22 protein-coding genes and 3 pseudogenes are annotated in these 21,873 nt (G+C 52.9%); 10 read left to right on the top strand and 15 right to left on the bottom strand.

The window, feature by feature from the left end:
• Positions 1-38: 38 nt before the first annotated feature.
• Genes potD through potA form a run of 4 tightly spaced genes read right to left on the bottom strand, consistent with a single transcriptional unit; the run spans position 39 to position 3,841 of the window.
• Positions 39-1,085, bottom strand: coding sequence for a spermidine/putrescine ABC transporter substrate-binding protein PotD (gene potD / locus PGR09_RS17445; protein WP_020079135.1), 1,047 nt, complete (start codon positions 1,083-1,085; stop codon positions 39-41).
• Positions 1,082-1,867 (bottom strand): spermidine/putrescine ABC transporter permease PotC, encoded by a 786-nt coding sequence (gene potC, locus PGR09_RS17440; protein ID WP_045393735.1) that lies wholly within the window; start codon positions 1,865-1,867, stop codon positions 1,082-1,084. The genes potD and potC overlap by 4 nt, the downstream gene beginning before the upstream one ends.
• Positions 1,864-2,721: a spermidine/putrescine ABC transporter permease PotB gene (gene potB, locus PGR09_RS17435; protein WP_041908286.1), complete on the bottom strand. Its 858-nt coding sequence runs from the start codon at positions 2,719-2,721 to the stop codon at positions 1,864-1,866. Before potB ends, potC begins: the two co-directional genes overlap by 4 nt.
• A complete protein-coding gene (potA, locus tag PGR09_RS17430; RefSeq protein ID WP_042892246.1) occupies positions 2,705-3,841 on the bottom strand; it encodes a spermidine/putrescine ABC transporter ATP-binding protein PotA in 1,137 nt (378 codons plus the stop codon). Before potA ends, potB begins: the two co-directional genes overlap by 17 nt.
• Before the next feature lie 254 nt (positions 3,842-4,095).
• Here potA and pepT point away from each other — a divergent pair, with 254 nt between their 5' ends.
• Together pepT and PGR09_RS17420 are read left to right on the top strand one after the other, a co-directional pair.
• On the top strand, positions 4,096-5,319 hold the full coding sequence (gene pepT / locus PGR09_RS17425) for a peptidase T (protein WP_045361297.1): 1,224 nt from the start codon (positions 4,096-4,098) through the stop codon (positions 5,317-5,319).
• Positions 5,320-5,407: 88 nt separating this feature from the next.
• Entirely contained in the window at positions 5,408-5,899 is a 492-nt protein-coding gene (locus tag PGR09_RS17420) for an REP-associated tyrosine transposase (protein WP_047046833.1), read from the top strand.
• A 402-nt stretch (positions 5,900-6,301) separates the two neighbouring features.
• Here PGR09_RS17420 and PGR09_RS17415 read toward each other — a convergent pair whose 3' ends face one another.
• The 8 genes from PGR09_RS17415 to rluE form a co-directional block, all read right to left on the bottom strand.
• Positions 6,302-7,423 carry a cupin domain-containing protein gene (locus PGR09_RS17415; protein ID WP_045375085.1) on the bottom strand — a complete coding sequence of 374 codons (1,122 nt, stop codon included), beginning with the start codon at positions 7,421-7,423 and terminating at the stop codon, positions 6,302-6,304.
• 85 nt (positions 7,424-7,508) lie between these two features.
• Positions 7,509-8,975: a two-component system sensor histidine kinase PhoQ gene (gene phoQ, locus PGR09_RS17410; protein ID WP_045393745.1), complete on the bottom strand. Its 1,467-nt coding sequence runs from the start codon at positions 8,973-8,975 to the stop codon at positions 7,509-7,511.
• Positions 8,972-9,646, bottom strand: a complete 675-nt coding sequence (phoP, locus tag PGR09_RS17405) for a two-component system response regulator PhoP (RefSeq protein ID WP_047046826.1) — start codon at positions 9,644-9,646, stop codon at positions 8,972-8,974. Before phoP ends, phoQ begins: the two co-directional genes overlap by 4 nt.
• 167 nt (positions 9,647-9,813) lie before the next feature.
• Positions 9,814-11,184 carry an adenylosuccinate lyase gene (purB, locus tag PGR09_RS17400; RefSeq protein ID WP_045393751.1) on the bottom strand — a complete coding sequence of 457 codons (1,371 nt, stop codon included), beginning with the start codon at positions 11,182-11,184 and terminating at the stop codon, positions 9,814-9,816.
• A 3-nt stretch (positions 11,185-11,187) separates the two neighbouring features.
• Complete coding sequence (gene hflD, locus PGR09_RS17395) at positions 11,188-11,829, bottom strand: high frequency lysogenization protein HflD (protein ID WP_015367144.1); 642 nt, start codon at positions 11,827-11,829, stop codon at positions 11,188-11,190.
• Positions 11,830-11,885: 56 nt separating this feature from the next.
• Complete coding sequence (mnmA, locus tag PGR09_RS17390) at positions 11,886-12,992, bottom strand: tRNA 2-thiouridine(34) synthase MnmA (RefSeq protein ID WP_430916351.1); 1,107 nt, start codon at positions 12,990-12,992, stop codon at positions 11,886-11,888.
• A gap of 56 nt (positions 12,993-13,048) precedes the next feature.
• Positions 13,049-13,507 carry an NUDIX hydrolase gene (locus PGR09_RS17385; protein ID WP_045393756.1) on the bottom strand — a complete coding sequence of 153 codons (459 nt, stop codon included), beginning with the start codon at positions 13,505-13,507 and terminating at the stop codon, positions 13,049-13,051.
• Positions 13,508-13,528: 21 nt separating this feature from the next.
• Positions 13,529-14,179: a 23S rRNA pseudouridine(2457) synthase RluE gene (rluE, locus tag PGR09_RS17380; RefSeq protein WP_045393759.1), complete on the bottom strand. Its 651-nt coding sequence runs from the start codon at positions 14,177-14,179 to the stop codon at positions 13,529-13,531.
• A gap of 239 nt (positions 14,180-14,418) precedes the next feature.
• On the opposite strand from rluE, the gene icd reads away from it, so the two are divergent.
• From icd to PGR09_RS17360, 4 genes and pseudogenes are all read left to right on the top strand, one after another.
• Positions 14,419-15,669, top strand: a complete 1,251-nt coding sequence (gene icd, locus PGR09_RS17375; RefSeq protein ID WP_015705065.1) for an NADP-dependent isocitrate dehydrogenase — start codon at positions 14,419-14,421, stop codon at positions 15,667-15,669.
• Between the two features lie 122 nt (positions 15,670-15,791).
• A complete protein-coding gene (locus PGR09_RS17370) occupies positions 15,792-16,172 on the top strand; it encodes a hypothetical protein (protein ID WP_430916350.1) in 381 nt (126 codons plus the stop codon).
• A complete protein-coding gene (locus tag PGR09_RS17365) occupies positions 16,150-16,623 on the top strand; it encodes a putative phage abortive infection protein (protein ID WP_430916349.1) in 474 nt (157 codons plus the stop codon). The genes PGR09_RS17370 and PGR09_RS17365 overlap by 23 nt, the downstream gene beginning before the upstream one ends.
• 147 nt (positions 16,624-16,770) lie before the next feature.
• Positions 16,771-16,890, top strand: a pseudogene (locus tag PGR09_RS17360) (transposase); the annotation flags it as partial.
• Positions 16,891-16,892: 2 nt separating this feature from the next.
• Here PGR09_RS17360 and PGR09_RS17355 read toward each other — a convergent pair.
• Positions 16,893-17,968, bottom strand: a pseudogene (locus PGR09_RS17355) (IS3 family transposase).
• 204 nt (positions 17,969-18,172) lie between these two features.
• Here PGR09_RS17355 and PGR09_RS17350 point away from each other — a divergent pair.
• From PGR09_RS17350 to yajD, 4 genes and pseudogenes are all read left to right on the top strand, one after another.
• Positions 18,173-18,385, top strand: coding sequence for a hypothetical protein (locus tag PGR09_RS17350; RefSeq protein WP_315710045.1), 213 nt, complete (start codon positions 18,173-18,175; stop codon positions 18,383-18,385).
• Positions 18,386-18,514: 129 nt separating this feature from the next.
• Positions 18,515-18,631, top strand: a pseudogene (locus PGR09_RS17345) (hypothetical protein); the annotation flags it as partial.
• Between the two features lie 557 nt (positions 18,632-19,188).
• Positions 19,189-19,488 (top strand): hypothetical protein, encoded by a 300-nt coding sequence (locus PGR09_RS17340; protein WP_045393825.1) that lies wholly within the window; start codon positions 19,189-19,191, stop codon positions 19,486-19,488.
• 134 nt (positions 19,489-19,622) lie between these two features.
• The gene (yajD, locus tag PGR09_RS17335; protein ID WP_015367133.1) at positions 19,623-19,970 is read left to right on the top strand and encodes an HNH nuclease YajD; all 348 of its coding nucleotides are present in this window, start codon (positions 19,623-19,625) and stop codon (positions 19,968-19,970) included.
• A gap of 34 nt (positions 19,971-20,004) precedes the next feature.
• Here yajD and PGR09_RS17330 read toward each other — a convergent pair whose 3' ends face one another.
• Positions 20,005-20,964, bottom strand: a complete 960-nt coding sequence (locus tag PGR09_RS17330; protein WP_063414918.1) for a YbgA family protein — start codon at positions 20,962-20,964, stop codon at positions 20,005-20,007.
• A gap of 150 nt (positions 20,965-21,114) precedes the next feature.
• Entirely contained in the window at positions 21,115-21,843 is a 729-nt protein-coding gene (locus PGR09_RS17325) for a MerR family transcriptional regulator (RefSeq protein ID WP_430916348.1), read from the bottom strand.
• Positions 21,844-21,873: the final 30 nt, after the last annotated feature.

Here is a 21,873-nt window from a genome sequence, read left to right as displayed (position 1 = left end):
GCTGGATAGCATCGACGCTATCCAGCATATTATTACAATTAACGACCGGCTTTCAACTTCTGGTAATACTCTTCATAAATAGCGCTGGCGCTGCCGACATCATTTTGCCATTCGCCTTTTTCGATAGTGGCGGCATCCGGATACAGCGATTTATCGTTGGCCACTTCCGGGCTAAGCATTTTGCGCGCGGCCAGGTTCGGCGTCGGATAACCGATAGTTTCAGCTACCTGTTTCGCGACATCAGGGCGCAGCAGGAAGTTAATTAGCTTCAGCGCACCGTCAACGTTTTTGGCATTCGCCGGAATCGACAGGCTATCCATCCAGAAGATGCCGCCTTCTTTTGGCCAAATCACTTCCAGCGGGGTACCTGCCTGACGCGCGACATAAGCGGAACCGTTCCATACCATGCCGAGGTTCACTTCGCCTTCCATATACGGGTTTGCCGGGTTATCGGAGTTGAACGCAGCGACGTTTGGCATCAGTTTTTTCAGCTCGTTATAAGCCGCTTCGATCTCTTTTGGATCGGTGGTGTTGCCGGAATAGCCCAGTTTACGCAGCGCCATCTGGAACACCTCGCGCGCGTCGTCGGTCAGCAGCAGGCTGCTTTTATATTCCGGTTTCCACAGGTCGGCCCAACTGGTCACGGTTTTCGGGTCGATAGCATCGCTATTGACGCCGATTGCCGTCGCGCCCCAGATGTAGGGAATCGAGTAGTCGTTATTCGGGTCGAAAGGTTTATTCAGCATCTGCGGATCGAGGTTGCTGAAGTTACTCAGCTTGCTCTTATCAATCTTTTGCAGCATGCCTTCTTTACGCATTTTGTCGACGAAATAGGTCGATGGCACCACCAGATCGTAAGCGCCGTCTTTATAGGTTTTGAGCTTGGCGTACATGGTTTCATTCGACTCGTAGGTCGAATAGATCACCTTGATGCCGGTCTCTTTGGTGAACTGTTCCAGCAGGCCTGGCGGCACGTATTCGGTCCAGTTATAGAAGTAGAGCGTTTTGCTATCGTCTGCCTGCGCGGCGCCCATGCCTAAAGCCAGAGCGCCCGCAGCGAGCAGGTGGCGTGACCATTTTTTCATTTTGACGTCCCCTGAGTTTTATCACGTGCAATTAACTGACTGGCGATGACCATCACCAGCGAAAGAACCAACAGAATTGTCGCCAGCGCGTTCACTTCTGGCGAAACTCCGACCTTTACCATCGAATAGATCTTCAGCGGCAGAATTTCATATCCCGGACCCGTAACGAACGAAGAGACCACCACGTCATCCATCGACAGGGTAAAGCTCAACAGCCACCCGGCGGCCACTGCCGGCAACGCCAGCGGCAGAATGATTTTGCGCAGGATGGTCATCTCGCTGGCGCCGAGGTCTTTCGCCGCTTCCAGCATGCGTACATCAAAGCCTTTCAGGCGTGAGAACACGGTTACCACCACGAAGGGCAGGCAGAAGGTGATATGCGAAAACAGCAGCGACCAGAAGCCCAGCTGAATACCGATCAGCATAAACAGCACCAGCAGGGAGATAGCCATCACGATATCCGGCGACATCATCACTACGAATAGCATTCCGCTGACGAACGGCTTACCGCGAAAACGGTAGCGATACAGCGCCACGGCGGTGAGCGAGCCGATAAGCGTGGCGAAGGTCGCCGACAGGACCGCCATGGTCAGCGAGTGCTGGGCGGCCTGCAGCAGGCTATCGTTATTCATCAACAGGCTATACCAGTCGGTGGTGAAGCCTTGCCAGTTGATGCCAAAGCGCGAGCGGTTAAACGAGTTAACGATCAGAATAATAATAGGGATGTAGAGATACGCGTAAATGGCGGTCATAAAGCCGCCGCGCAGCAGTCGACCGATCATTCCAGTTCCACCTTTTTATTCAGCAGGCGCGCCGCGCGCCAGTAAATCAACAACATCAGCCCCATCACCAGCGTTAAGGTGATACTGGTCGCCGCGCCGAACGGCCAGTCGCGGATATTCAGGAACTGACTCTTGATAACGTTGCCGATCAGCAGGTTTTTGGCGCCGCCCATCAGGTCTGAAACATAAAAGAGCCCCATTGCCGGCAGCATCACCAGCAGACAGCCGGCGATAATTCCCGGCATGGTGAGCGGTATAATGATGCGGATAAAGGTCTGCAGCTTGCTGGCGCCGAGGTCTTTTGCCGCCTCCAGCAGCGGACGATCCAGTTTTTCAATGCTGGAGTAGAGTGGCATCACCATAAACGGCAGCAAAATGTAGACCAGGCCGATGATCACTGCTGACGGCGTGTACATAATGCGTACCGGCGTATCGATAACCCCTGACCACAGCAGGAACTCGTTCAGATAGCCTTTGGTACTGAGGAAAATCTTCAGCCCATAGATACGAATAAGCGAGTTAGTCCAGAACGGAACGATCAGCAGGAACAGCAGCAGCGGGCGTACTTTTTGCGGCAAGCGCGCCAGAAACCACGCGAACGGATAGCCCAACGCCAGGCAGGCGAGGGTCGCCAGCAGCGCCATATTCAACGAATGCAGCAGCACATCGTAATAGAGCGGATCCAGCAGCCGCGAGTAGTTATCGAGCGTGAAGACCATTTTGACGAAGTTTGCATCGTCGCGGGTCAGGAAGCTGGTGGCGATGATCATCAGGTTGGGCAGAAAGACGAACAGTACAAGCCAACCCACGATGGTGGCGATCACCACATTCTGGAATTTACTGGTGTTCTTCATCGGCCAGCACAACCTCCCAGCTTTCTACCCAGTTAATGGCCATTTTCTGGTCGAGCGAGTGGTCAAAGTCCGGATCGTCTTCATTGAAGAATTCGCTGACCATGACCATCTTGCCATTTTCCAGCTCAACAACCGACTCAAGGGTCATTCCCTTGTAGTTGCGCTCGCGCACGTAGCCGATAAGGCCGTCCGCTTCGCTACCGTGATGAATTTCATCAACGCGTAGATCTTCCGGACGGAGCAGTACGTTCAGCTGTTGCCCTTTTTCAACGGCGAAGTTGACGTAGATATTGCACTCGCGGCCTTCGACGCAGGCGCGTACGCGCTGTTCATCCAGGCGTTCAATAACGGTTGCGTTGAAGATGTTGATTTCACCAATAAAACTGGCGACGAACAGATTCTTCGGCTCTTCGTAGATTTCACGCGGGGTACCGTCCTGCTCGATTTTGCCATCGCGCATTACCACAATGCGGTCGGACATGGTCAGGGCTTCTTCCTGGTCATGGGTGACGAAAACAAAAGTGATGCCGAGCTTGCGCTGTAGCGCTTTGAGTTCGTTCTGCATCTGCTTACGCAGCTTGTAGTCGAGCGCCGAGAGCGACTCATCAAGCAGCAGCAGACGCGGTTTGTTGACCACCGCCCGGGCGATGGCGACGCGCTGCTGCTGGCCGCCGGAGAGCTGGTGGGGTTTGCGCTGGGCAAATGCCTCCAGCTGTACCATTTTCAATGCGTCCACCACCCGCGGGGTGATTTCTGCCGCCGGGGTTTTTTGCATCCGCAGGCCGAAGGCGACGTTTTCAAACACCGTCATGTGCGGGAATAGCGCGTAGCTTTGGAATACGGTATTGACGTGGCGGTTTTCCGCCGGGACATGGGTGATATCCTGGTCTTCCAGGTGGATACGTCCGACATCGACGCTTTCCAGACCAGCGATTAGACGAAGAACGGTTGTTTTACCGCAGCCAGAGGGGCCAAGCAGGGTGAGAAATTCACCATTATTGATGGTTAAGTTGAGATCGGAGATAACGGTCTTACCATCAAAGCTTTTGCGAATTCCCGCGAGTTGTACCAGCGGAGAAAGCGAACGCGGTTGTATATTCAATTTTTGACTCTGTCCCATGTAGACGCAACGGAAAAGGGATCGCTGCGGGGTTTGTGATTAACCACCTTTGGGGTTGCACATAATTAATAAGGGCCAGCATTTTACGGCAAACGATTGTAATCGCCAATCATTGTTGTTCTGCGGTGTATCACCTTTACACAGAATGCACGCAAATGTATTAAATTTTGGTTTACGGGCTAAAAATGACCTGACGCAATATTTGTCTTTTCGCCCTTATTGATAATGTTGTCACAAAAAAAGAGGGTGGCCACATGGATAAATTGCTTGAGCGTTTTCTGCAGTATGTTTCTTTAGATACGCAATCGAAGCCTGGCGTACGTCAGGTTCCCAGTACCGAAGGGCAGTGGAAGCTGCTGCGTTTGCTGCAGAGCCAGCTGGAAGAAATGGGGCTGGTCAACGTGACGCTAAGTGAGAAGGGTACGGTGATGGGGACGCTGCCGGCCAATGTCGCAGGGGAAATCCCGGCCATCGGTTTTATTTCCCACGTCGATACCTCGCCGGATTTCAGCGGTAAGAACGTGAATCCGCAAATTGTTGAAAACTACCGCGGCGGCGATATCGCCCTCGGCATCGGCGATGAAGTGTTGTCGCCGGTGATGTTCCCGGTTCTGCATCAGCTGTTAGGCCAGACGCTTATTACCACCGACGGTAAAACGCTGCTCGGCGCCGACGACAAAGCGGGCATCGCTGAGATCATGACGGCGTTGGCGACGCTGCAGGCGAAAAAAATCCCTCACGGTGATATTCGTGTTGCTTTTACGCCGGATGAAGAGGTCGGGAAGGGCGCGAAGCACTTTGACGTTGCCGCGTTTGATGCCCGCTGGGCGTACACCGTTGATGGCGGCGGGGTCGGTGAGCTGGAATTTGAAAACTTCAATGCCGCGTCGGTCACTATCAAAATCGTTGGCAATAATGTGCATCCAGGTACCGCGAAAGGGGTGATGGTCAATGCCTTATCGCTGGCTGCGCGAATTCATGCCGAAGTGCCCGCCAATGAAGCGCCGGAAACCACCGACGGTTATGAAGGCTTTTATCACCTGACCAGCATCAAAGGCAGCGTTGACCGGGCGGAGATGCACTATATTTTGCGTGATTTCGATCGCAAGCAGTTTGAAGCGCGTAAACGCAAAATGATGGAGATCGCCAAAAAGGTCGGTAAAGGGCTACACCCTGACTGCTACATTGAACTGGTGATCGAAGATAGTTATTACAACATGCATGAGAAGGTGATTGCCCATCCGCACGTAGTTGACATCGCGCGTCAGGCGATGGTGGACTGCGATATCGAGCCGCAGATAAAGCCAATACGCGGCGGTACCGACGGCGCCCAGCTCTCGTTTATGGGATTACCGTGCCCGAATCTGTTTACCGGCGGCTACAACTATCACGGTAAGCACGAGTTTGTCACGCTGGAAGGTATGGAGAAAGCCGTGCAGGTGATTGTGCGGATTGCGGAGCTGACGGCGAAACGCTAAACCAGAGCTCGGTCCTGTAGGCCCGGTAAGGCGTGAGTCGCCACCGGGCAAAAAGAGTCCATATAAGCTGAAGAGGAGGGAACCTCTGATGTCAAATTATCGCCGTAGTTATCTCCCCGGCGGCTGCTGGTTTTTCACCGTAAACCTGCAAAATCGCCACAGCGATCTGCTGACACGACATATTGATCATCTTCGTGCCGCGATAGCCTGTGCTAAACGTAAGAGACCTTTCCAGATTAACAGTTGGGTTGTGTTACCTGAACATATGCACTGTATTTGGACGTTGCCGGAAGGTGATTCCGATTATTCTGGTCGTTGGCGGGAAATTAAAAAGTCTTTTACGCGTGCGTTAGCGCAAAGCCAGATCTGGCAGCCGCGTTTTTGGGAACATGCTATCCGTAATGATGAAGATTATCGGCGTCATATGGATTACGTTTATATCAATCCAGTGAAACACCGGCTTGTCGGACGTGTGAGTGATTGGCCATATTCAACGTTCCATCGTGATGTGAGGCAGGGGTTATATCCTGAGGATTGGGCAGGGCACATCGCCGAAATGGATGCCGGAGAGCGGCGGTAATATGCCGGATGGCGGCTACGCCTTATCCGGCCTACGGTGCCGATGCCATTTGTAGGCCCGGCAAGCGTAGCGCCACCGGGCAGGGTGTGGTTGATGCCGTTGTAGGCCCGGTAAGCGCAGCGCCACCGGGCAGGTTTTAGGTTGATGCCATTTGTCGGCCCGGTAAGCGCAGCGCCACCGGGCAGGTTTTAGGTTGATGCCATTTGTAGGCCCGGTAAGCGCAGCGCCACCGGGCAGGATGTAGGTTGATGCCGTTTGTAGGCCCGGTAAGCGCAGCGCCACCGGGCAGGATGTGGGTTGATGTGGTTTGTAGGCCCGGTAAGCGCAGCGCCACCGGGCAGGATGTGGGTTGATGCCATTTGTAGGCCCGGTAAGCGCAGCGCCACCGGGCAGGCTGTCGACTCAGTCCTCGAAGAACCAATAGCCGCTGTTGACCAGCGCCGCCAGCATGGCGAGGAAAGATGGGTCTTCCAACGCATCGCCGAAATGTTCGGCGCGCAGCGACAGGTGCGTTGCCAGCGCGTCAAGCGCCGGGCGGTGCGGAGAATTGATTTTCTCGCCGTTGACGAACACTTCGCCATCGATTCGCAGCACGCGCAGGCCGCCGAGGCGGGCGAGCTTATCGCCCTGCTGCAGCGCATCGTAAATTTCATCTGGCTGATATGGCGGCTCCGGCGGCGCCACGTCAAGCTCGTGGCGGGATTGGGTAATGAACTCGCCAAACCACTGCTTAAAGTGCTCAGGCTGGTTAATCAGCCCCAGCATCATCTCGCGCAGACGATCCAGCTCAACCGGCAGAATATCGGCCGGATGGTCGCGGGATGGCACGTCCGGGTCGGCATAGCGCTGACTACCCAGTTCTCGTTGCAAAATATAGTCAGCAAAGCCGCTGAACAGCTCGCGAGCGTTCGGCGCACGATAGCCGACCGAATAGTTAAGCGAATTTTCCAGCGAATAGCCTTCATGCGGGAATCCTGGCGGAATGTAGAGAATATCGCCAGGTTCCATCTCTTCATCGATGATGGCTTCAAACGGATCAACCTGCAGCAGATCCGGATGCGGGCAGTGCTGTTTCATCGGCACCTTTTCGCCCACGCGCCAGCGCCGGCGGCCGGTACCCTGAATGATAAACACATCGTATTGATCAAGGTGCGGGCCCACGCCCCCGCCGGGGACGGAGAAGGAGATCATCAGGTCATCGATACGCCAGTCCGGTAGGGCGCGAAAGGGATGCATCAACGCCGCCGTCGGCTCGTGCCAATTGTTCACCGCTTGCACCAGCAGCGACCAGTTGTTTTCGCTAAGATGATCGTAGCTTTCAAATGGACCATGGCTGACCTGCCATTTTCCGTCCTGATGACTCACCAGACGGCTGTCGACCTCGCTCTCCATGGCCAGGCCGGCCAGTTCATCCGGGCTGATTGGGTCGATGAAATTGGCGAAGCCGCGCTTTAACACTACCGGGCGTTTTTGCCAGTAGCGTTCGATAAAGTCGGGCCAGTTAAGCGTTAATTGATAGTCCATATTTATATTCCACAGCAGGTGTCTGTCTGGGATTATAACGGATGCGACGCCGCGGCGATGCAGGCGCCGTTAAAAAACTGCTGCGTTAGCTCTCTTTATCATCAGGAAGTTGTCGGCCAAAGATAACTTCCATGCAGGCGCCGCCGAGCAGGCTGTCGCCGGTCAGGATATCGCCATCGTACTGTTCGACGATATCGCGGGCGACAGACAAGCCTACCCCCTGACCCGGACGCAACGTATCGGCGCGCTGGCCGCGATCGAACACCGCCGTGCGCTGGTTACGGGGAATTCCGGGGCCGTCATCCTCCACCAGAATATGCAGCTGGTTGTCGTTGGTCTGGCGTACCGAGACTTCGACAAATTCCAGACAGTACTTGCAGGCGTTATCAAGCACGTTGCCCATCACTTCCATAAAGTCGTTCTGCTCGCCGACAAAGCTTATCTCCGGCGAAATATCCAGCGTGATGTTAACCCCTTTACGCTGGTAGACCTTATTCAAAGCCGAGGTCAGGCTATCCAGCAGCGGGGCGATCGGGTGCAGTTCGCGGCTGAGAAGCGCATTGCCGCTGCGCATGCTGGCGCGGTGCAGATAATAGCCGATTTGCTGTGAGATGCGGCTAATCTGCTCCAGCATCACCGGCTCTGCTTCGCTGACGCTAATTTTCTCGCCGCGCAGCGAGCGTAGGGTGCTTTGCAGCACCGCCAGCGGCGTTTTCAGGCTGTGGGTTAAGTCAGTGAGGGTGGTTCGGTATTTGTCGTAGCGGTCGCGTTCGCTTTTCAGCAGGCGATTAAGGTTGCTGACCAGACCGGTAAGTTCACGAGTGGTGTGAGAATCGAGCCTCTCACGATGATGTTCTTCCAGTTCGCGGACCTCTTTCGCCAGTGATTCGATAGGGCGTAAACTCCACCAGGCGGCAAGCCACAGCAGCGGGATGACCAGCAGCAGGTTAGCCGCCAGCACGTAGATAAACCAGCTCCACACCATATAAGAGCGTTTAAGCTCCACCGGGATGGTGTCGACCACCACAATGCTTAATTGCGGCATCTTCGCGGTGGCCGGATAGAGATTAATCGCCACCGAGTGCGTCATCTCCGAGGAGTCATCTTCCTCGCGGATGGCGTCAAGCTGCTCGCGAATTTCATCATTATTGCGCAGTAGCATACTACTGCTGCCAACATCGGCTTCGATTTCATGAAAACCGTTGCTTTTCAGCCATTCAGGTTGGATCCGCTTCACCAGCCAGGGGACGTCATGCTGTGCCCACAGCAGTTTACCTTTGGCGTCGTAAATCAGCGTCACCGTCGGGCTCTGCATATTCAGGTGTTCTGGAATATCGACATCGATGTGGTTATTTTCCCACTTCGCCAGCATGTAGAACAGGTTGCTCTCGCCGCGCAGCAGGCGGAAAGTGGTTTTATCGAAACTGACGCTGTAGCCTACCAGCGCAACCATGCCGTAGGCCAGCGACAGGATCAGCACCACGGCGGCTGTCGCCAGCAGGAAGCGGACGCGCAGTGAAAGCGGGAGAATATGTCGCAACACGCCTTTCATCCGCGCAGTTCGAATAAGTAGCCCTGACCGCGCACGGTGGTGATCACCTCTTGCGGATATTGCGTCTGGATTTTCTTACGCAGCCGCCCCATCAGCACATCAATAGTGTGGCTTTCGCGGAGTTCGGCATCCGGATAGAGCTGCAGCATCAGCGAATCTTTGCTCACCACTTTGCCGCGGTTACGGATCAGCGTTTCCATAATGGTGTACTCAAAGGCGGTGAGCTTAATCGGCTGGTCATTGACCGATAATTCGCGGCGCGATAAGTCAACCTGGAAAGGCGGAATCGAAATTACCTGTGACGCCAGGCCGCTATTGCGACGCAGCAACGCCTGCATGCGGGCGGCGACCTCTTCGATGTGGAAGGGTTTGGTGACGTAGTCATCGGCGCCGGCGCTCAGCACCTCGACTTTATCCTGCCAGCCTTCACGGGCGGTCAGTACCAGTACCGGTACCGATACGTCGTGACTACGCCAGCGGCGGATCAGCGACAGGCCGTCTTCATCCGGCAGGCCAAGGTCAACGATGGCGACATCCGGGATATGCTCGCCCAGGTAGTAATCTGCTTCCTTTGCATCTTCCGCGGCATCCACCTGATGCCCCAGTTCCTGTAGCTGGACCTTGAGGTGATGGCGCAGCAGAGCATTATCCTCAACGACGAGTACGCGCATGCCCATTCTCCATTTCATTTTCGATTTGAATAGTTTAACGCGATTATGTGGCGCTGGGGGTAAACATTATTTAAACCAGGCGGGAGAGAGATTTTTTTACGTGGAAAGTGGAGGGTTGCCAGGTAGCATGTGCGAAGAGATTGCCCATGCTACCTGAGGCAGGCTGGTTACTTCAGCTCGTCGACCATGGTGATCGCGCGGCCGATGTAGTTAGCCGGGGTCATCGCCTTCAGGCGGATTTTTTCTGCTTCTGGCAGCGGCAGGCCGTCGATGAACTGCTGCATACCTTCGGCGTCAACGCGCTTACCGCGGGTCAGCTCTTTCAGCTTCTCGTACGGCTTTTCGATACCGTAGCGGCGCATCACCGTCTGGATCGGCTCAGCCAGCACTTCCCAGTTGTGATCCAGTTCGTCCAGCAGACGATCCTGGTTCAGCTCCAGTTTGCTCACGCCTTTCAGGGTGGATTGGTACGCGATCAGCGCATAGCCGATGCCCACGCCGAGGTTACGCAGCACGGTGGAGTCGGTCAGGTCGCGCTGCCAGCGAGAAACCGGGAGCTTGCTGGCCAGGTGCTGCATCACGGCGTTCGCCAGGCCCAGATTGCCTTCGGAGTTTTCGAAGTCAATCGGGTTCACTTTATGCGGCATGGTTGAAGAGCCGATTTCACCCGCGATGGTTTTCTGTTTGAAGTGGTTGAGCGCGATGTAGCCCCACACATCGCGATCGAAATCGATCAGGATGGTATTGAAGCGCGCGATGCAATCAAACAGTTCGGCGATATAGTCGTGCGGTTCAATCTGGGTGGTGTACGGGTTCCACTGAATACCCAGTGAGGTAACGAACTCTTCGCTGAACTGATGCCAGTCAACTTCCGGATAGGCGGCGATGTGGGCGTTGTAGTTACCGACCGCGCCGTTGATTTTACCGAGGATTTCCACCTGGTTCAGCTGACGGTACTGGCGCTCCATACGATAGGCGACGTTAGCCATCTCTTTGCCCATGGTGGACGGGGTCGCCGGTTGACCGTGGGTACGAGAAAGCAGCGGCACGTCACGGTATTGGGTCGCCAAATCTTTAATCGCGTCAATCAGTTTACGCCAGTACGGCAGCACCACTTCGTCACGTGCGGTTTTCAGCATCAGCGCGTGCGACAGGTTGTTGATGTCTTCAGAAGTACAGGCGAAGTGAATGAATTCTGACACCGCGTGCAGCTCGGCGATATCGGCGACTTTTTCCTTGAGGAAATATTCTACCGCTTTCACGTCGTGGTTAGTGGTGCGTTCGATGGTTTTGATACGCTCCGCGTCCTCTACGCTGAAGTCGGCAACGATTTTATCAAGGAAACCGTTTGCGTCGGCAGCAAAAGCAGGAACTTCCTTGATCGCTGCGTGCGCTGCCAGTTTTTGCAGCCAGCGGACTTCTACCTGTACACGGAATTTCAGCAAACCGAATTCGCTGAAGATACCGCGCAGCGCGCTGACTTTATCGCCGTAGCGGCCGTCTACGGGGGAAACGGCGGTCAGTGAGGATAATTCCATAAATCATAACTCCGGGGTTAAATGAGCAAGAATTTGTTTTGCCTGGTTAACCAGACGATTGCGAGAAAACATGAGCTGCAGACGTCCGCCGCCAACCTGATGCCAGAGCACGGCGGAACGAATGCCGGCGAGCAGGGTAGAGCGTACCTTCGCCTGAACCTGCGGGCTTTGCAGCACGGCAGGAGAACCGGTGACCTGAATGCGCGGCCCCAACGGGCTGATGACGTCAACGTAAATGCCAGCCATCGCGCTGAGCAGCGTTTCAGATTGTAGATCAAAATGTTCCAACTGACGGCGCAGGCCGCCGATGCGGTTGCCGAGAGTATCCATCGCCCCTTTGCTGGCGGCGAGTTTACGTTCCAGCACCATCAGGCTCAATGTGTAGCGGGTGAGTTCCGCGTTGAGGCCCTGACGGCTACTGGTATTCAGCACGCCGAGCAGAGTCTCAAGCCCGAGACGAAGATTGGCTTCACTACCACCGAATACCGCCAGCGTTGAGTCCGGGTCGAGATCGATGATGCTGTTCAGCGAAACGTGCAGGGCGTCGCTGTCGCAATGCCCCTGATGCGCCAGTTGCTGAACCAGCCGCGCTGCCTGGCATACGCCCGCCAACGCCAGAGTGATGTCATAATAATTCTTCGCCACGCTTACTCCTTGTAACCCGCCGGGCGTTAATCAGGCGTCCGGCGGAAAATGGTCGATCAGGATACCAGCGGCAGGCGCTGTTCGATAATTCCGCCGCCGAGGCACACTTCGCCGCTATAGAATACAGCCGACTGTCCCGGCGTCACGGCGGGGACGGGTTCATCAAAGATAACTTCGATGCGGTCGTCATCCAGCGCCTTCACGGTGCAGGGGATGTCGGTCTGGCGGTAGCGGGTTTTTACCGTACAGCGAAGGGTGCCCTGAAGCGGCTGACGATCGACCCAGTGTAACTGCTGGGCAATCAGGCCGACGGACATCAGACGCGGGTGATCGTGACCCTGGGCGACAATCAGCACGTTGTTTTCCACGTCTTTATCGACCACGTACCATGGATCTTCGCTACCTTCTTTGGTGCCGCCGATGCCGAGCCCTTTACGCTGTCCGAGGGTGTGATACATCAGCCCCTGGTGTTCGCCTATCTCATCGCCATCGACGGTGATGATTTTGCCCGGCTGCGCAGGCAGATAGCGGCCCAGGAAGTCGCGGAATTTACGCTCGCCGATAAAGCAGATGCCGGTAGAGTCTTTTTTCTTCGCGGTGATCAGATCCAGCTCTTCGGCGATTTTGCGCACCTGCGGCTTTTCCAGCTCACCGACCGGGAACAAGCTTTGCGCGATTTGTTCGTGGCTGAGAGTGTAGAGGAAATAGCTCTGGTCTTTATTGCCGTCGAGCCCGCGCAGCAGTTGGCTTTTGCCGTTGACATCGGCGCGGCGCACGTAGTGACCGGTGGCGATGTAGTCAGCGCCGAGATCTTCTGCGGCGAACTCAAGGAAGGCTTTGAATTTGATCTCTTTGTTGCACAGGATATCCGGGTTCGGCGTACGGCCGGCTTTATACTCTTCGAGGAACAGCTCAAAGACGTTATCCCAGTATTCTGCGGCAAAGTTGACGGTATGCAGTTCAATACCGAGCTTATCGCAGACGGCTTGCGCGTCGGCGAGGTCGGCAGCGGCGGTGCAGTATTCCTCACCGTCGTCTTCCTCCCAGTTCTTCATGAACAGGCCTTCCACCTTATACCCTTGCTGTTGCAGAAGGTAGGCGGAAACAGAGGAATCGACGCCGCCGGACATGCCGACGATCACTTTTTTTGGACTTTCTGACATTGGAATACTCACCACATTGAACTTCAAGGCGGCGTATTCTAGCACGCGCTAACCGTTCAGGCACCCCCTGTGAACGGCCAGTTAAATTCCGCAATTAGCGACAGCGGATGCCGCGGATCCTGCTGATAGCTGCGAATGCTTTCCGCCACCAGAGGCGAGCGCAGGTTTTTCGCGTTAAGAATTTCCTCAGCACCGAGCCACAGACAGCGATCGATGTCGCTGTCGTGCGGTTCAGTAGCGCACGTATCGTTAAGCTCAATGGCAAACAGGAAGCGCAGGAACGGCGTGTTATCCGGGGCCTGCCACTGGTGCATGCGGATGAAGTGCTGCGGCGCGGCGCGAATACCGGTCTCCTCCCACAGTTCGCGCTCGGCGGCTTGCGCCAGGGTCTCATTGGCTTCGAGATGACCGGCTGGCTGGTTCCATAGCGCTTTGCCGTTAATTGTCTCTTCAACAATCAGGAATTTGCCTTTGGCGTGAACCACGCAGGCGACGGTGACGTGCGGTTTAAACATCGAGCTTCCTTATGAATGCTGTTATTCGGTTTGACGCCACTCGCCGTTGGCTAAACCATCAAGCGTATAGCCGCCCATGGCGTAGCGAATCAGCCTTAGCGTCGGAAAACCGACGTGGGCGGTCATCCGGCGAACCTGACGGTTGCGTCCCTCATAGAGGGTGATTTTTAGCCAGCGAGTGGGAATCGATTTACGCTCGCGAATCGGCGGATTGCGCGGCCAAAGCCAGGCGGGTTCATCCACCAGCTCCACGCCGGCGGGTAGGGTGGGTCCATCGTTTAGCGTCACTCCGTCGCGCAGCGCGCGGATCGCTTCTTCTGTAGGTTCGCCTTCCACCTGAACGTAGTAAATTTTGCCGGTGCGCTTACCGGGCTGGGTCAGTTTTGCCTGTAGCGCGCCGTCGTTGGTCAGCACCAGCAGACCTTCGCTGTCGCGGTCAAGACGACCGGCGGCGTAAACACCGGCGACAGGAATAAAATCCTTCAGCGTGCTGCGCCCGGACTCGTCGGTAAATTGCGGCAACACATCGTAGGGTTTATTGAACAAGATCACAGTTTTAAGCTGGCGTTCTTTACGTTGTCTGGTCACTTGTTGTGTGCTGAATCGCTCAACGCGATGTTTTCTAAATGAAGTTTTCTGCATGGTATTTTCAGGCTCTCTCAATTGCCGCATTATAGCCTAATTACGAATGCCTTTCATGGACGCAAACATTCAGGTAGTATTGACATGCTCATTACAAATTATTAACAAAAAATTGCTCAAACCGATTCGCAATACAGGCAGGAAGGCAACACGGACGCGAATCTCCGGTTAGCGGGGCGACCCGGTACTCAGGAGTAGGCCGACTAAGCCAACACCAGGCTCGCGTGAAGAGGGAAGAGCAGAACCAGAAGCGCTCGAAGGAGAGGTTAATGGAAAGCAAAGTAGTAGTTCCGGCGGAAGGTCAGAAAATCACCCTGCAAAACGGCAAACTGAACGTCCCTCATAACCCGATTATCCCGTTCATTGAAGGCGACGGTATCGGTGTTGACGTTACCCCAGCGATGCTGAAAGTGGTTGATGCCGCCGTTGAGAAAGCCTATAAAGGCGAGCGTAAAATTTCCTGGATGGAAGTTTACACCGGTGAAAAATCTACCCACGTTTACGGCCAGGATGTCTGGCTGCCTGCTGAAACCCTCGATCTGATTCGTGATTACCGCGTTGCTATTAAAGGTCCTCTGACGACGCCAGTTGGCGGCGGCATCCGTTCTCTGAACGTGGCGCTGCGTCAGGAGCTGGACCTCTACGTTTGCCTGCGTCCGGTACGTTACTATCAGGGTACCCCGAGCCCGGTTAAACACCCGGAACTGACCGATATGGTTATCTTCCGCGAAAACTCCGAAGATATTTATGCGGGTATCGAGTGGAAAGCAGATTCTGCCGAAGCTGACAAAGTTATCAAATTCCTGCGCGATGAGATGGGCGTGAAGAAAATTCGCTTCCCGGAACATTGCGGTATCGGCATCAAGCCGTGCTCTGAAGAAGGGACCAAACGCCTGGTACGCGCCGCTATCGAATACGCGATCACCAACGATCGTGATTCCGTGACCCTGGTGCACAAAGGCAACATCATGAAGTTCACCGAAGGCGCGTTCAAAGACTGGGGTTACCAGCTGGCTCGCGAAGAGTTCGGCGGTGAGCTGATCGACGGCGGCCCGTGGGTGAAAATCAAGAACCCGAACACCGGCAAAGAGATCGTGGTTAAAGACGTGATCGCCGATGCGTTCCTGCAGCAAATCCTGCTGCGTCCGGCTGAATACGATGTTATCGCCTGTATGAACCTGAACGGCGACTACATCTCTGACGCCCTGGCGGCACAGGTTGGCGGTATCGGTATCGCGCCGGGCGCCAACATCGGCGATGAGTGCGCGCTGTTCGAAGCCACCCACGGTACTGCGCCGAAGTATGCCGGCCAGGACAAAGTGAACCCAGGTTCCATCATCCTGTCCGCAGAAATGATGCTGCGTCACATGCAGTGGTTCGAAGCCGCAGACCTGATCGTTAAAGGCATGGAAGGCGCCATCGCTGCCAAGACCGTGACCTATGACTTCGAACGTCTGATGGAAGGCGCTAAGCTGCTGAAATGCTCTGAGTTCGGCGACGCGATCATTAAAAACATGTAATATGCATTAATGGATACTTAAAAACGGGAGCCAATTGGTTCCCGTTTTTATTACTGGTTTTCGAATAGTTGTCAAAATTTAATCAAAACAGTCTAATAAAACGAACAAGGAGAGCTTAGGAAATGATTCGTCTTTTAATGCTGATCAGTGCAATTTTTGGAATCGGCTATGGTTATGCTATATCGCATGATGTTTGGCCCTTTGAAGGCATGGATGCGAACCAGAGAGGAGTATTTGGCGATTCTTGGGGGGCTTTTACCTCGATCTTTTCTGCTATGGGTTTTTGTGGAGTTTTATGGACGATAAAACTCCAGATGGATGCTACAAAAATAATAGAAGATGATTCTAGGAAAAGAGAGGAAGCAGAAAAAATTAGGGATTTCGAAAACTCCTTCTTTAATATGCTGAATATCTTGCAAACGTTAATTAAAGATATGAGGGTTGAAAACTCCTCAGGAAAGACTTTGGCAGAAGGTCGTCATGTTTTCCTTTATTTTTTTTAGAAGATTCAAAAAGGAAATTAGACAAAAATATGGAATATTATTAGATTTTGAATTAAGTGATGAAATTGAAGTTAAAAAAGCATCCTTACGGATGTCTAATGAGTATAGGTTTTATTTTAGAAACAGAGCTCAAAATCTTTCTCATTATTATAGGTATATTTATAATATGTTCAAAATAATCCATGAATCTGATTTGACTAGTGTTAATAAGAAAAAATATGCAAATATTTTACGCGCTCAACTTTCTAATTATGAATTACTAATGCTTTTTTATAATGCCAATTTTGTCCATGGTAGGAAATTTGAAACATATATGAACTCATATGCAATTCTAGATAATTTACCAGCAGAGAAACTTATAAATAAAAAACATGTTGCATTCTATGATAAAAAGGCATGGGGTGAAAACTATGATGCATTAAAGTATCACCCCAAATATCATGATTTTTAAAATTAATTATTATTGTTTTTATCAATTCGTTTCCTCTATCATCATGGTATTTAGCTGTGTGTTGGGGATGTAAGTATCCGGGCAAAACGACCCATTCACTTTTAGAGATCTTCCGACATACTGATTATGTCCCCTGAGGAGATCGCTATGCGTAAAGCCCGATACACTGAACACCAGATTATCGCCGTTCTGAAGTCTGTTGAAGCCGGACGTACCGTCAAGGATGTGTGCCGTGAGGCCGCTATTTCGGAAGCCAACTATTACAACTGTCAGTTGGTAATGTCGGTTTGTTTACCTTCACATTTTCCATTTCGCCACCGTGCTGCAAACTCTGATGGCGTCTGATACTTCAGTTCCGAATGTGGCCGACACTCGTTAATGATTTTCCTGACATCAACAATATCGCTGAACTAGTGCTCATTTAGACATTCATCGCGAAATCGTCCGTTAAAGCTCTCAATAAATCTGTTCTGCATTGGTTTACCCGGCTGGATTAACCGTAACTCAGCACTATGCTCAAAGGCCCATTGATCCATTGTGCTGCAAGTGAACTCCGGTCCCAGGACTGTTCTTATCGTCGCCGGAGAGCCTCGAAACTGTGCAATACTGTCCAGAGTACGTGTGACCTTAACGCCTGAAATCCCGAATGCGGTGATAATTGTCAGACACTTCTTCGTGAAGTCGTTCACACAGGTCAGGCACTGGTGGTCAGCGCGTCCATGACGAAATCCATTGACCTAGTCGGGGGGGGACCGCCGGGCGGAGCAGCGGCAGACGCTCCGTTGCCAGGCATTTATGATGCCGTCTACGTTTTTTACGCCCAGCCTACTGGGATGATAAAGGCGCTACACGCGCTTGTGATTAACATGAAGACCTTCACGGCGCGATGCGGCGGTAGCTAAAATGCTTGCGCTCCAGTGGTAGTTTGGTGATGCCCCCTGATAAATGCGCATCAGCCGCAGGACGCTGAGCCTCGTAGCGTCAGGTCGATAGAGGTAAACCTGTAAGCCTGCAGGCACACGTTGTGACAGATCGGTCGCTTCACAACTAAACTTAACGGCTTCCCGCTTGTGGTCTGTCGTCAGTACTTTTCGCCCCAGAGCCACCTGAAGTGACTCCTTATCAAGTATGGCTTCGGCAAGCAGCTTCTTGGGTCTGGCGTTCTCTTCCTCAAACGACTCCAGGCGTTTAACCTCGGGCATCTCCATACCTCCATACTTCTTGCGCCAGGTGTAAAAGTGGCGTCGGAAATGGCGTGCTTATGGCAGAGCTCACGGGCAGAAACTTCGGCTTCATCCCCGCGGAGAATACTGATGAGCTGTTCGTCAGAAAAACACTTATTCATGGGGATGTTCTCATGTGGCTTATGAAGACATTACTAACTTCGGTGTGTATTAATCAAAGGGGAGCAAGTCAACTATCCAATCATGATTGGTGGACTGGCGGGAGTTGAACTCGCAGCTATTCTCATATTATTAAAGCATCTTTTGTGACAATTCGAATAGAACTATCGGCGTATACTTCTGTTTTTATTTATAAAGGTAATGCAATGGCCAGAAATAAACTTGATCGTCAGTTAAAACTCGCGCAGCAGTCTCAAGAGCGAGCTGACAGAAGAAAACTCTATTGTGATTTTCTTTCGGCATATGGTTACGAACGAAATGAAGAGAGTGCTCATTTGTTCGCATTCTCACTGGGATTATTATCGGATGACAGAGCAAAACTTGTTCATGAGTTAATGTCTGGTTTCTGGTTAAAGTAGTGGTGGTTATCAAAACTGAATGCTGCTCTGGCCAATTCTGGGCTATATAACTAAAAGGAAAAGCATATCATATTGTATGAAAATTAAATGTTTTAATATAAATTAAAATCTTAATATTTCCGTAAAGCAATGATGCTACGTCACATGCAGTGGTTCGATGCCGCAGACCTGAACGTTGAAGGTATGGAGGGCGCGAAACTGTTGAAATGCTCTGAACTCGGCGACGCGATCAGCAAGAATATGTAATCCAATTTTCTGGATTAATGCAAAACGGTAATCTAAGGTTCCCGTTTTATTGTCGCCCCTAAACCACCTCCTGGGGAGGTAGTGATTGTCCTGCCCAAAATCTCGATAAAGTCCTTAATGGAGCACCTGAAAGGGCGTAGCGCCATCAGACTCTAGAATCGTTTCCCTCACACATGGAAGAAGCTACGGAGAAATCGTTTTTAGTCAAGTGGCCACTTTGTCGATATGGAAGGGGTAATGAAGAGATCATCAGATGATATGTGCGGTATCAGGAAAAACTGAACAAACGCCCGCACAGCGGATGGAAATGCTAGTGTAATAAGCGGAAGATGACAATAGCCTTCCTTACCAGAGGCATTCTCAAAAGTCACCTGCTCAGAAGGTGATTTTTACTCGTTGCAAGTAGCCGTTAGCTCTGTGTGTACCGGGTTATCCATAATTAAATAACAGTGAGCTATTCATGTTCGCTGCCGCTTGCTACGGTAATTCATCAATTGGCTTTATTGATTGCCATATTTTACCTGGTTATTCAGGTTATTATTATTAGAGGTGATATTATGAAAAAGATTATTTTGACCCTGGTATTAGCATCAGCAAGTATTTCTGCGTTTGCGGGTTATCATCCGGTCGCAAGGACCGCAGCCGTAGCCTCGGCCGATCATCCGGTGGCGGTAGCGGCGGCAACCAGCGATAACGGCAACCATCCGGTGGCGCGCACCGCGGCTGTCGCTTCGGCAGACCATCCGGTGGCGGTGGCGGCGGCAACCAGCGATAACGGTCGCCACCCAGTTGCGCGTACCACGGTTGTCGCTTCAGCGGATCATCCGATAGCGGCGGCGACAGTCACCAGCCATTAATAATCGTCTTCCCGGCGCCACGCCGGGATTTAGCTACCGCTCACGTCTGCGCATCGATTTCCTTTCCTGCTCCGTTTTACGCTATATTGGCGCTATTATCGTAAATTATCTCTTTATCACAGGTAACATCTACCATGGCTTTGATCCCCAAAAACTATGCCCGCCTGGAAAGTGGCTATCGCGAGAAGGCGCTTAAAATTTATCCATGGGTCTGCGGACGCTGCTCGCGCGAGTTTGTCTACTCCAACCTGCGTGAACTGACGGTACATCACATCGATCACGATCATACCAATAACCCGGAAGATGGCAGCAACTGGGAGCTATTGTGCCTCTATTGTCACGATCACGAGCACTCCAAGTATACCGAGGCCGATCAGTACGGCACCAGAGTGGTGGCAGGTGAAGATGCGCAAAAGGATGTCGGTGAAGCCACCTACAATCCTTTTGCCGATTTAAAAGCCATGATGAATAAGAAGAAGTAGTCACGCTTCGTCGTAATAGAGCACAGCCTGGCTGCTAATTGACGCCCAGGCGCAGGGCTAAATCCTGCGGGTAGGGATCAAAATAGTTTTGCGCCTGCAGATAGCGGTCGGGATACTCGGCCAGGTAGTGCTTAAGCAGCGTCAGGGGCGCCAGAATAGGGAGCAGCCCCGCGCGATAATCCAGTATTACGTCACGCAGCTCGCCGCGCTGACGGCTATTCAACCTTTCGCGGAAATAGCCCTGAATGTGCATCAGCACGTTGGTGTGGTTTTTCCTGGAGGCGGTGTTTTTCAGGATCGCCATCAGCTTATCGCGGTAGGCGACGAAAAAGGCATCCAGGTCTTGCCATTGATGCATTGAGGCGACGAAAGGGCCGATTTCGCGATAGCCGGCCTGATGATGCGCCAGCAGCTGCAGTTTATAGCGGCTATGAAAATCCAGTAACCCCCGACGGGTCAGGCCATTGGCCCGCAGCGTATTCAGTTCATGCAGCGCGAAAAGACGCTCGACAAAATTCTCTCTTAGCTGCGGGTCGTGCAGTCGTCCATCCTCTTCTACCGGCAACCACGGATAGGCTTCCATCAACGCGCGGGTAAACAGGCCGGTTCCTTCTTTGCGCCCGCGGTTGCCTTTTTCATCATACAGGCGCACGCGTTCCATGCCGCAGCTCGGTGATTTGGCGCAGACGATAAAGCCAGCTACTTCGCCGAGCCCAGGCAGGTAACCGGCGGTAAAGTCCGCCATTTTGCGCGTGACATCGTCGTGTGGTTCGCTGCTAAAACGCATCTGAATATCACCTGCACCGGTCTGCACCAGGCGCAGGGCCGGACGAGGGGAACTCAGACCGATGGCCATTTCCGGACAAATGGGTTTGAAGGTTACCCACGGCGCCAGTTCATCCATAGCGAATGGCAATCGTTTATGTCCGCCATCAAAGCGCACGGACGAGCCGGTTAAACAGCCGCTGATGCCAATGACAGGTTGCTTATTCATGGCGTACTCCTCGCTTTGTTCTCACTGTTTGGGCCGTCCCGCAAAAACGGTTAGCCCGATATATTAAACTTACACAATCACGAATTTTTGTCCAAGTTTTTGGCGCGATTTTTTAGCGGAGAATATGGCGCAGGGGAGCAAAGCTATTTTTTACAGGGAGATAACGTCCAGAGAAATAACCAACTGACGCCAGAGATCTATCTGTCTCTGGCGGGCGGCGGTGAGCTGGCCCGTGGTCACCAGTAACCAGTGACGCTGAGGAAATATTTCCGGAGCCAGGGCGGCCGGCGGCATCGGCAGCACATCAATGCGATGACCTTGTCCGGTACGCATGAGCGCTTCCAGCCAGATTTCACATGGGTCGCTCAGGTGCCAGCCGGCAATCAGATAGTTATCGCCCGGCGCGCGTTTATCGCCTTCAAGACAAAAAGAGGTGTAGGAGATGATAATGCCGTCGAGGATCTCACGCAGGGTCTGCATCGCCGGCACATTAGCCGATACTTTACTGCGTAACGGGCGCAATACGTTGGTAACCAGCTCAGGGCGGGGATTTTCTCGACCGGCATCGTAGATCAGCTGGCGTAGGGATTCGATTTTTCCCTCTTTCAGCCGCTGCAGCATGTTGTCCTGCAGGACAAGCCAGTTATTGCCTGGGCCGCCGTCAGGGCGGGTCAACAGCGGTTTGACCTGGCTTACGGGAACCCCTTTTTTTACCCAGTCGAGAATTTTCAGCGCCAGCTGGACATCGTTATCGTTATAGAGGCGGTGGCCTCCATCGGTGCGCTCGGGTTTAAGCAGGCCGTACCGGCGTTGCCAGGCCCGCAGCGTGGTTGCGTTAATGCCGCAAAGACGGGAAAATTCGCCGATGGAGTAAGACATTGCAATTACCTGATAACCGAGACTGCTTCT

Origin of the sequence: Klebsiella sp. 141251 (assembly GCF_050600725.1) — a bacterium.
In the GTDB taxonomy this organism is placed as follows: domain Bacteria; phylum Pseudomonadota; class Gammaproteobacteria; order Enterobacterales; family Enterobacteriaceae; genus Klebsiella; species Klebsiella aerogenes.
The sequence above is the reverse complement of the archived record's forward strand: the minus strand, read 5'-3'. Positions and strand labels throughout refer to the sequence as shown.

Bases quoted from the DNA above. Each gene is read 5' to 3' on its own strand.
- potD (WP_020079135.1), bottom strand. From the start codon at position 1,085: ATGAAAAAATGGTCACGCCACCTGCTCGCTGCGGGCGCTCTGGCTTTA.
- potC (WP_045393735.1), bottom strand. From the start codon at position 1,867: ATGATCGGTCGACTGCTGCGCGGCGGCTTTATGACCGCCATTTACGCG.
- potB (WP_041908286.1), bottom strand. From the start codon at position 2,721: ATGAAGAACACCAGTAAATTCCAGAATGTGGTGATCGCCACCATCGTG.
- potA (WP_042892246.1), bottom strand. From the start codon at position 3,841: ATGGGACAGAGTCAAAAATTGAATATACAACCGCGTTCGCTTTCTCCG.
- pepT (WP_045361297.1), top strand. From the start codon at position 4,096: ATGGATAAATTGCTTGAGCGTTTTCTGCAGTATGTTTCTTTAGATACG.
- PGR09_RS17420 (WP_047046833.1), top strand. From the start codon at position 5,408: ATGTCAAATTATCGCCGTAGTTATCTCCCCGGCGGCTGCTGGTTTTTC.
- PGR09_RS17415 (WP_045375085.1), bottom strand. From the start codon at position 7,423: ATGGACTATCAATTAACGCTTAACTGGCCCGACTTTATCGAACGCTAC.
- phoQ (WP_045393745.1), bottom strand. From the start codon at position 8,975: ATGAAAGGCGTGTTGCGACATATTCTCCCGCTTTCACTGCGCGTCCGC.
- phoP (WP_047046826.1), bottom strand. From the start codon at position 9,646: ATGCGCGTACTCGTCGTTGAGGATAATGCTCTGCTGCGCCATCACCTC.
- purB (WP_045393751.1), bottom strand. From the start codon at position 11,184: ATGGAATTATCCTCACTGACCGCCGTTTCCCCCGTAGACGGCCGCTAC.
- mnmA (WP_430916351.1), bottom strand. From the start codon at position 12,992: ATGTCAGAAAGTCCAAAAAAAGTGATCGTCGGCATGTCCGGCGGCGTC.
- PGR09_RS17385 (WP_045393756.1), bottom strand. From the start codon at position 13,507: ATGTTTAAACCGCACGTCACCGTCGCCTGCGTGGTTCACGCCAAAGGC.
- rluE (WP_045393759.1), bottom strand. From the start codon at position 14,179: ATGCGGCAATTGAGAGAGCCTGAAAATACCATGCAGAAAACTTCATTT.
- icd (WP_015705065.1), top strand. From the start codon at position 14,419: ATGGAAAGCAAAGTAGTAGTTCCGGCGGAAGGTCAGAAAATCACCCTG.
- PGR09_RS17370 (WP_430916350.1), top strand. From the start codon at position 15,792: ATGATTCGTCTTTTAATGCTGATCAGTGCAATTTTTGGAATCGGCTAT.
- PGR09_RS17365 (WP_430916349.1), top strand. From the start codon at position 16,150: ATGTTTTCCTTTATTTTTTTTAGAAGATTCAAAAAGGAAATTAGACAA.
- PGR09_RS17350 (WP_315710045.1), top strand. From the start codon at position 18,173: ATGGCCAGAAATAAACTTGATCGTCAGTTAAAACTCGCGCAGCAGTCT.
- PGR09_RS17340 (WP_045393825.1), top strand. From the start codon at position 19,189: ATGAAAAAGATTATTTTGACCCTGGTATTAGCATCAGCAAGTATTTCT.
- yajD (WP_015367133.1), top strand. From the start codon at position 19,623: ATGGCTTTGATCCCCAAAAACTATGCCCGCCTGGAAAGTGGCTATCGC.
- PGR09_RS17330 (WP_063414918.1), bottom strand. From the start codon at position 20,964: ATGAATAAGCAACCTGTCATTGGCATCAGCGGCTGTTTAACCGGCTCG.
- PGR09_RS17325 (WP_430916348.1), bottom strand. From the start codon at position 21,843: ATGTCTTACTCCATCGGCGAATTTTCCCGTCTTTGCGGCATTAACGCA.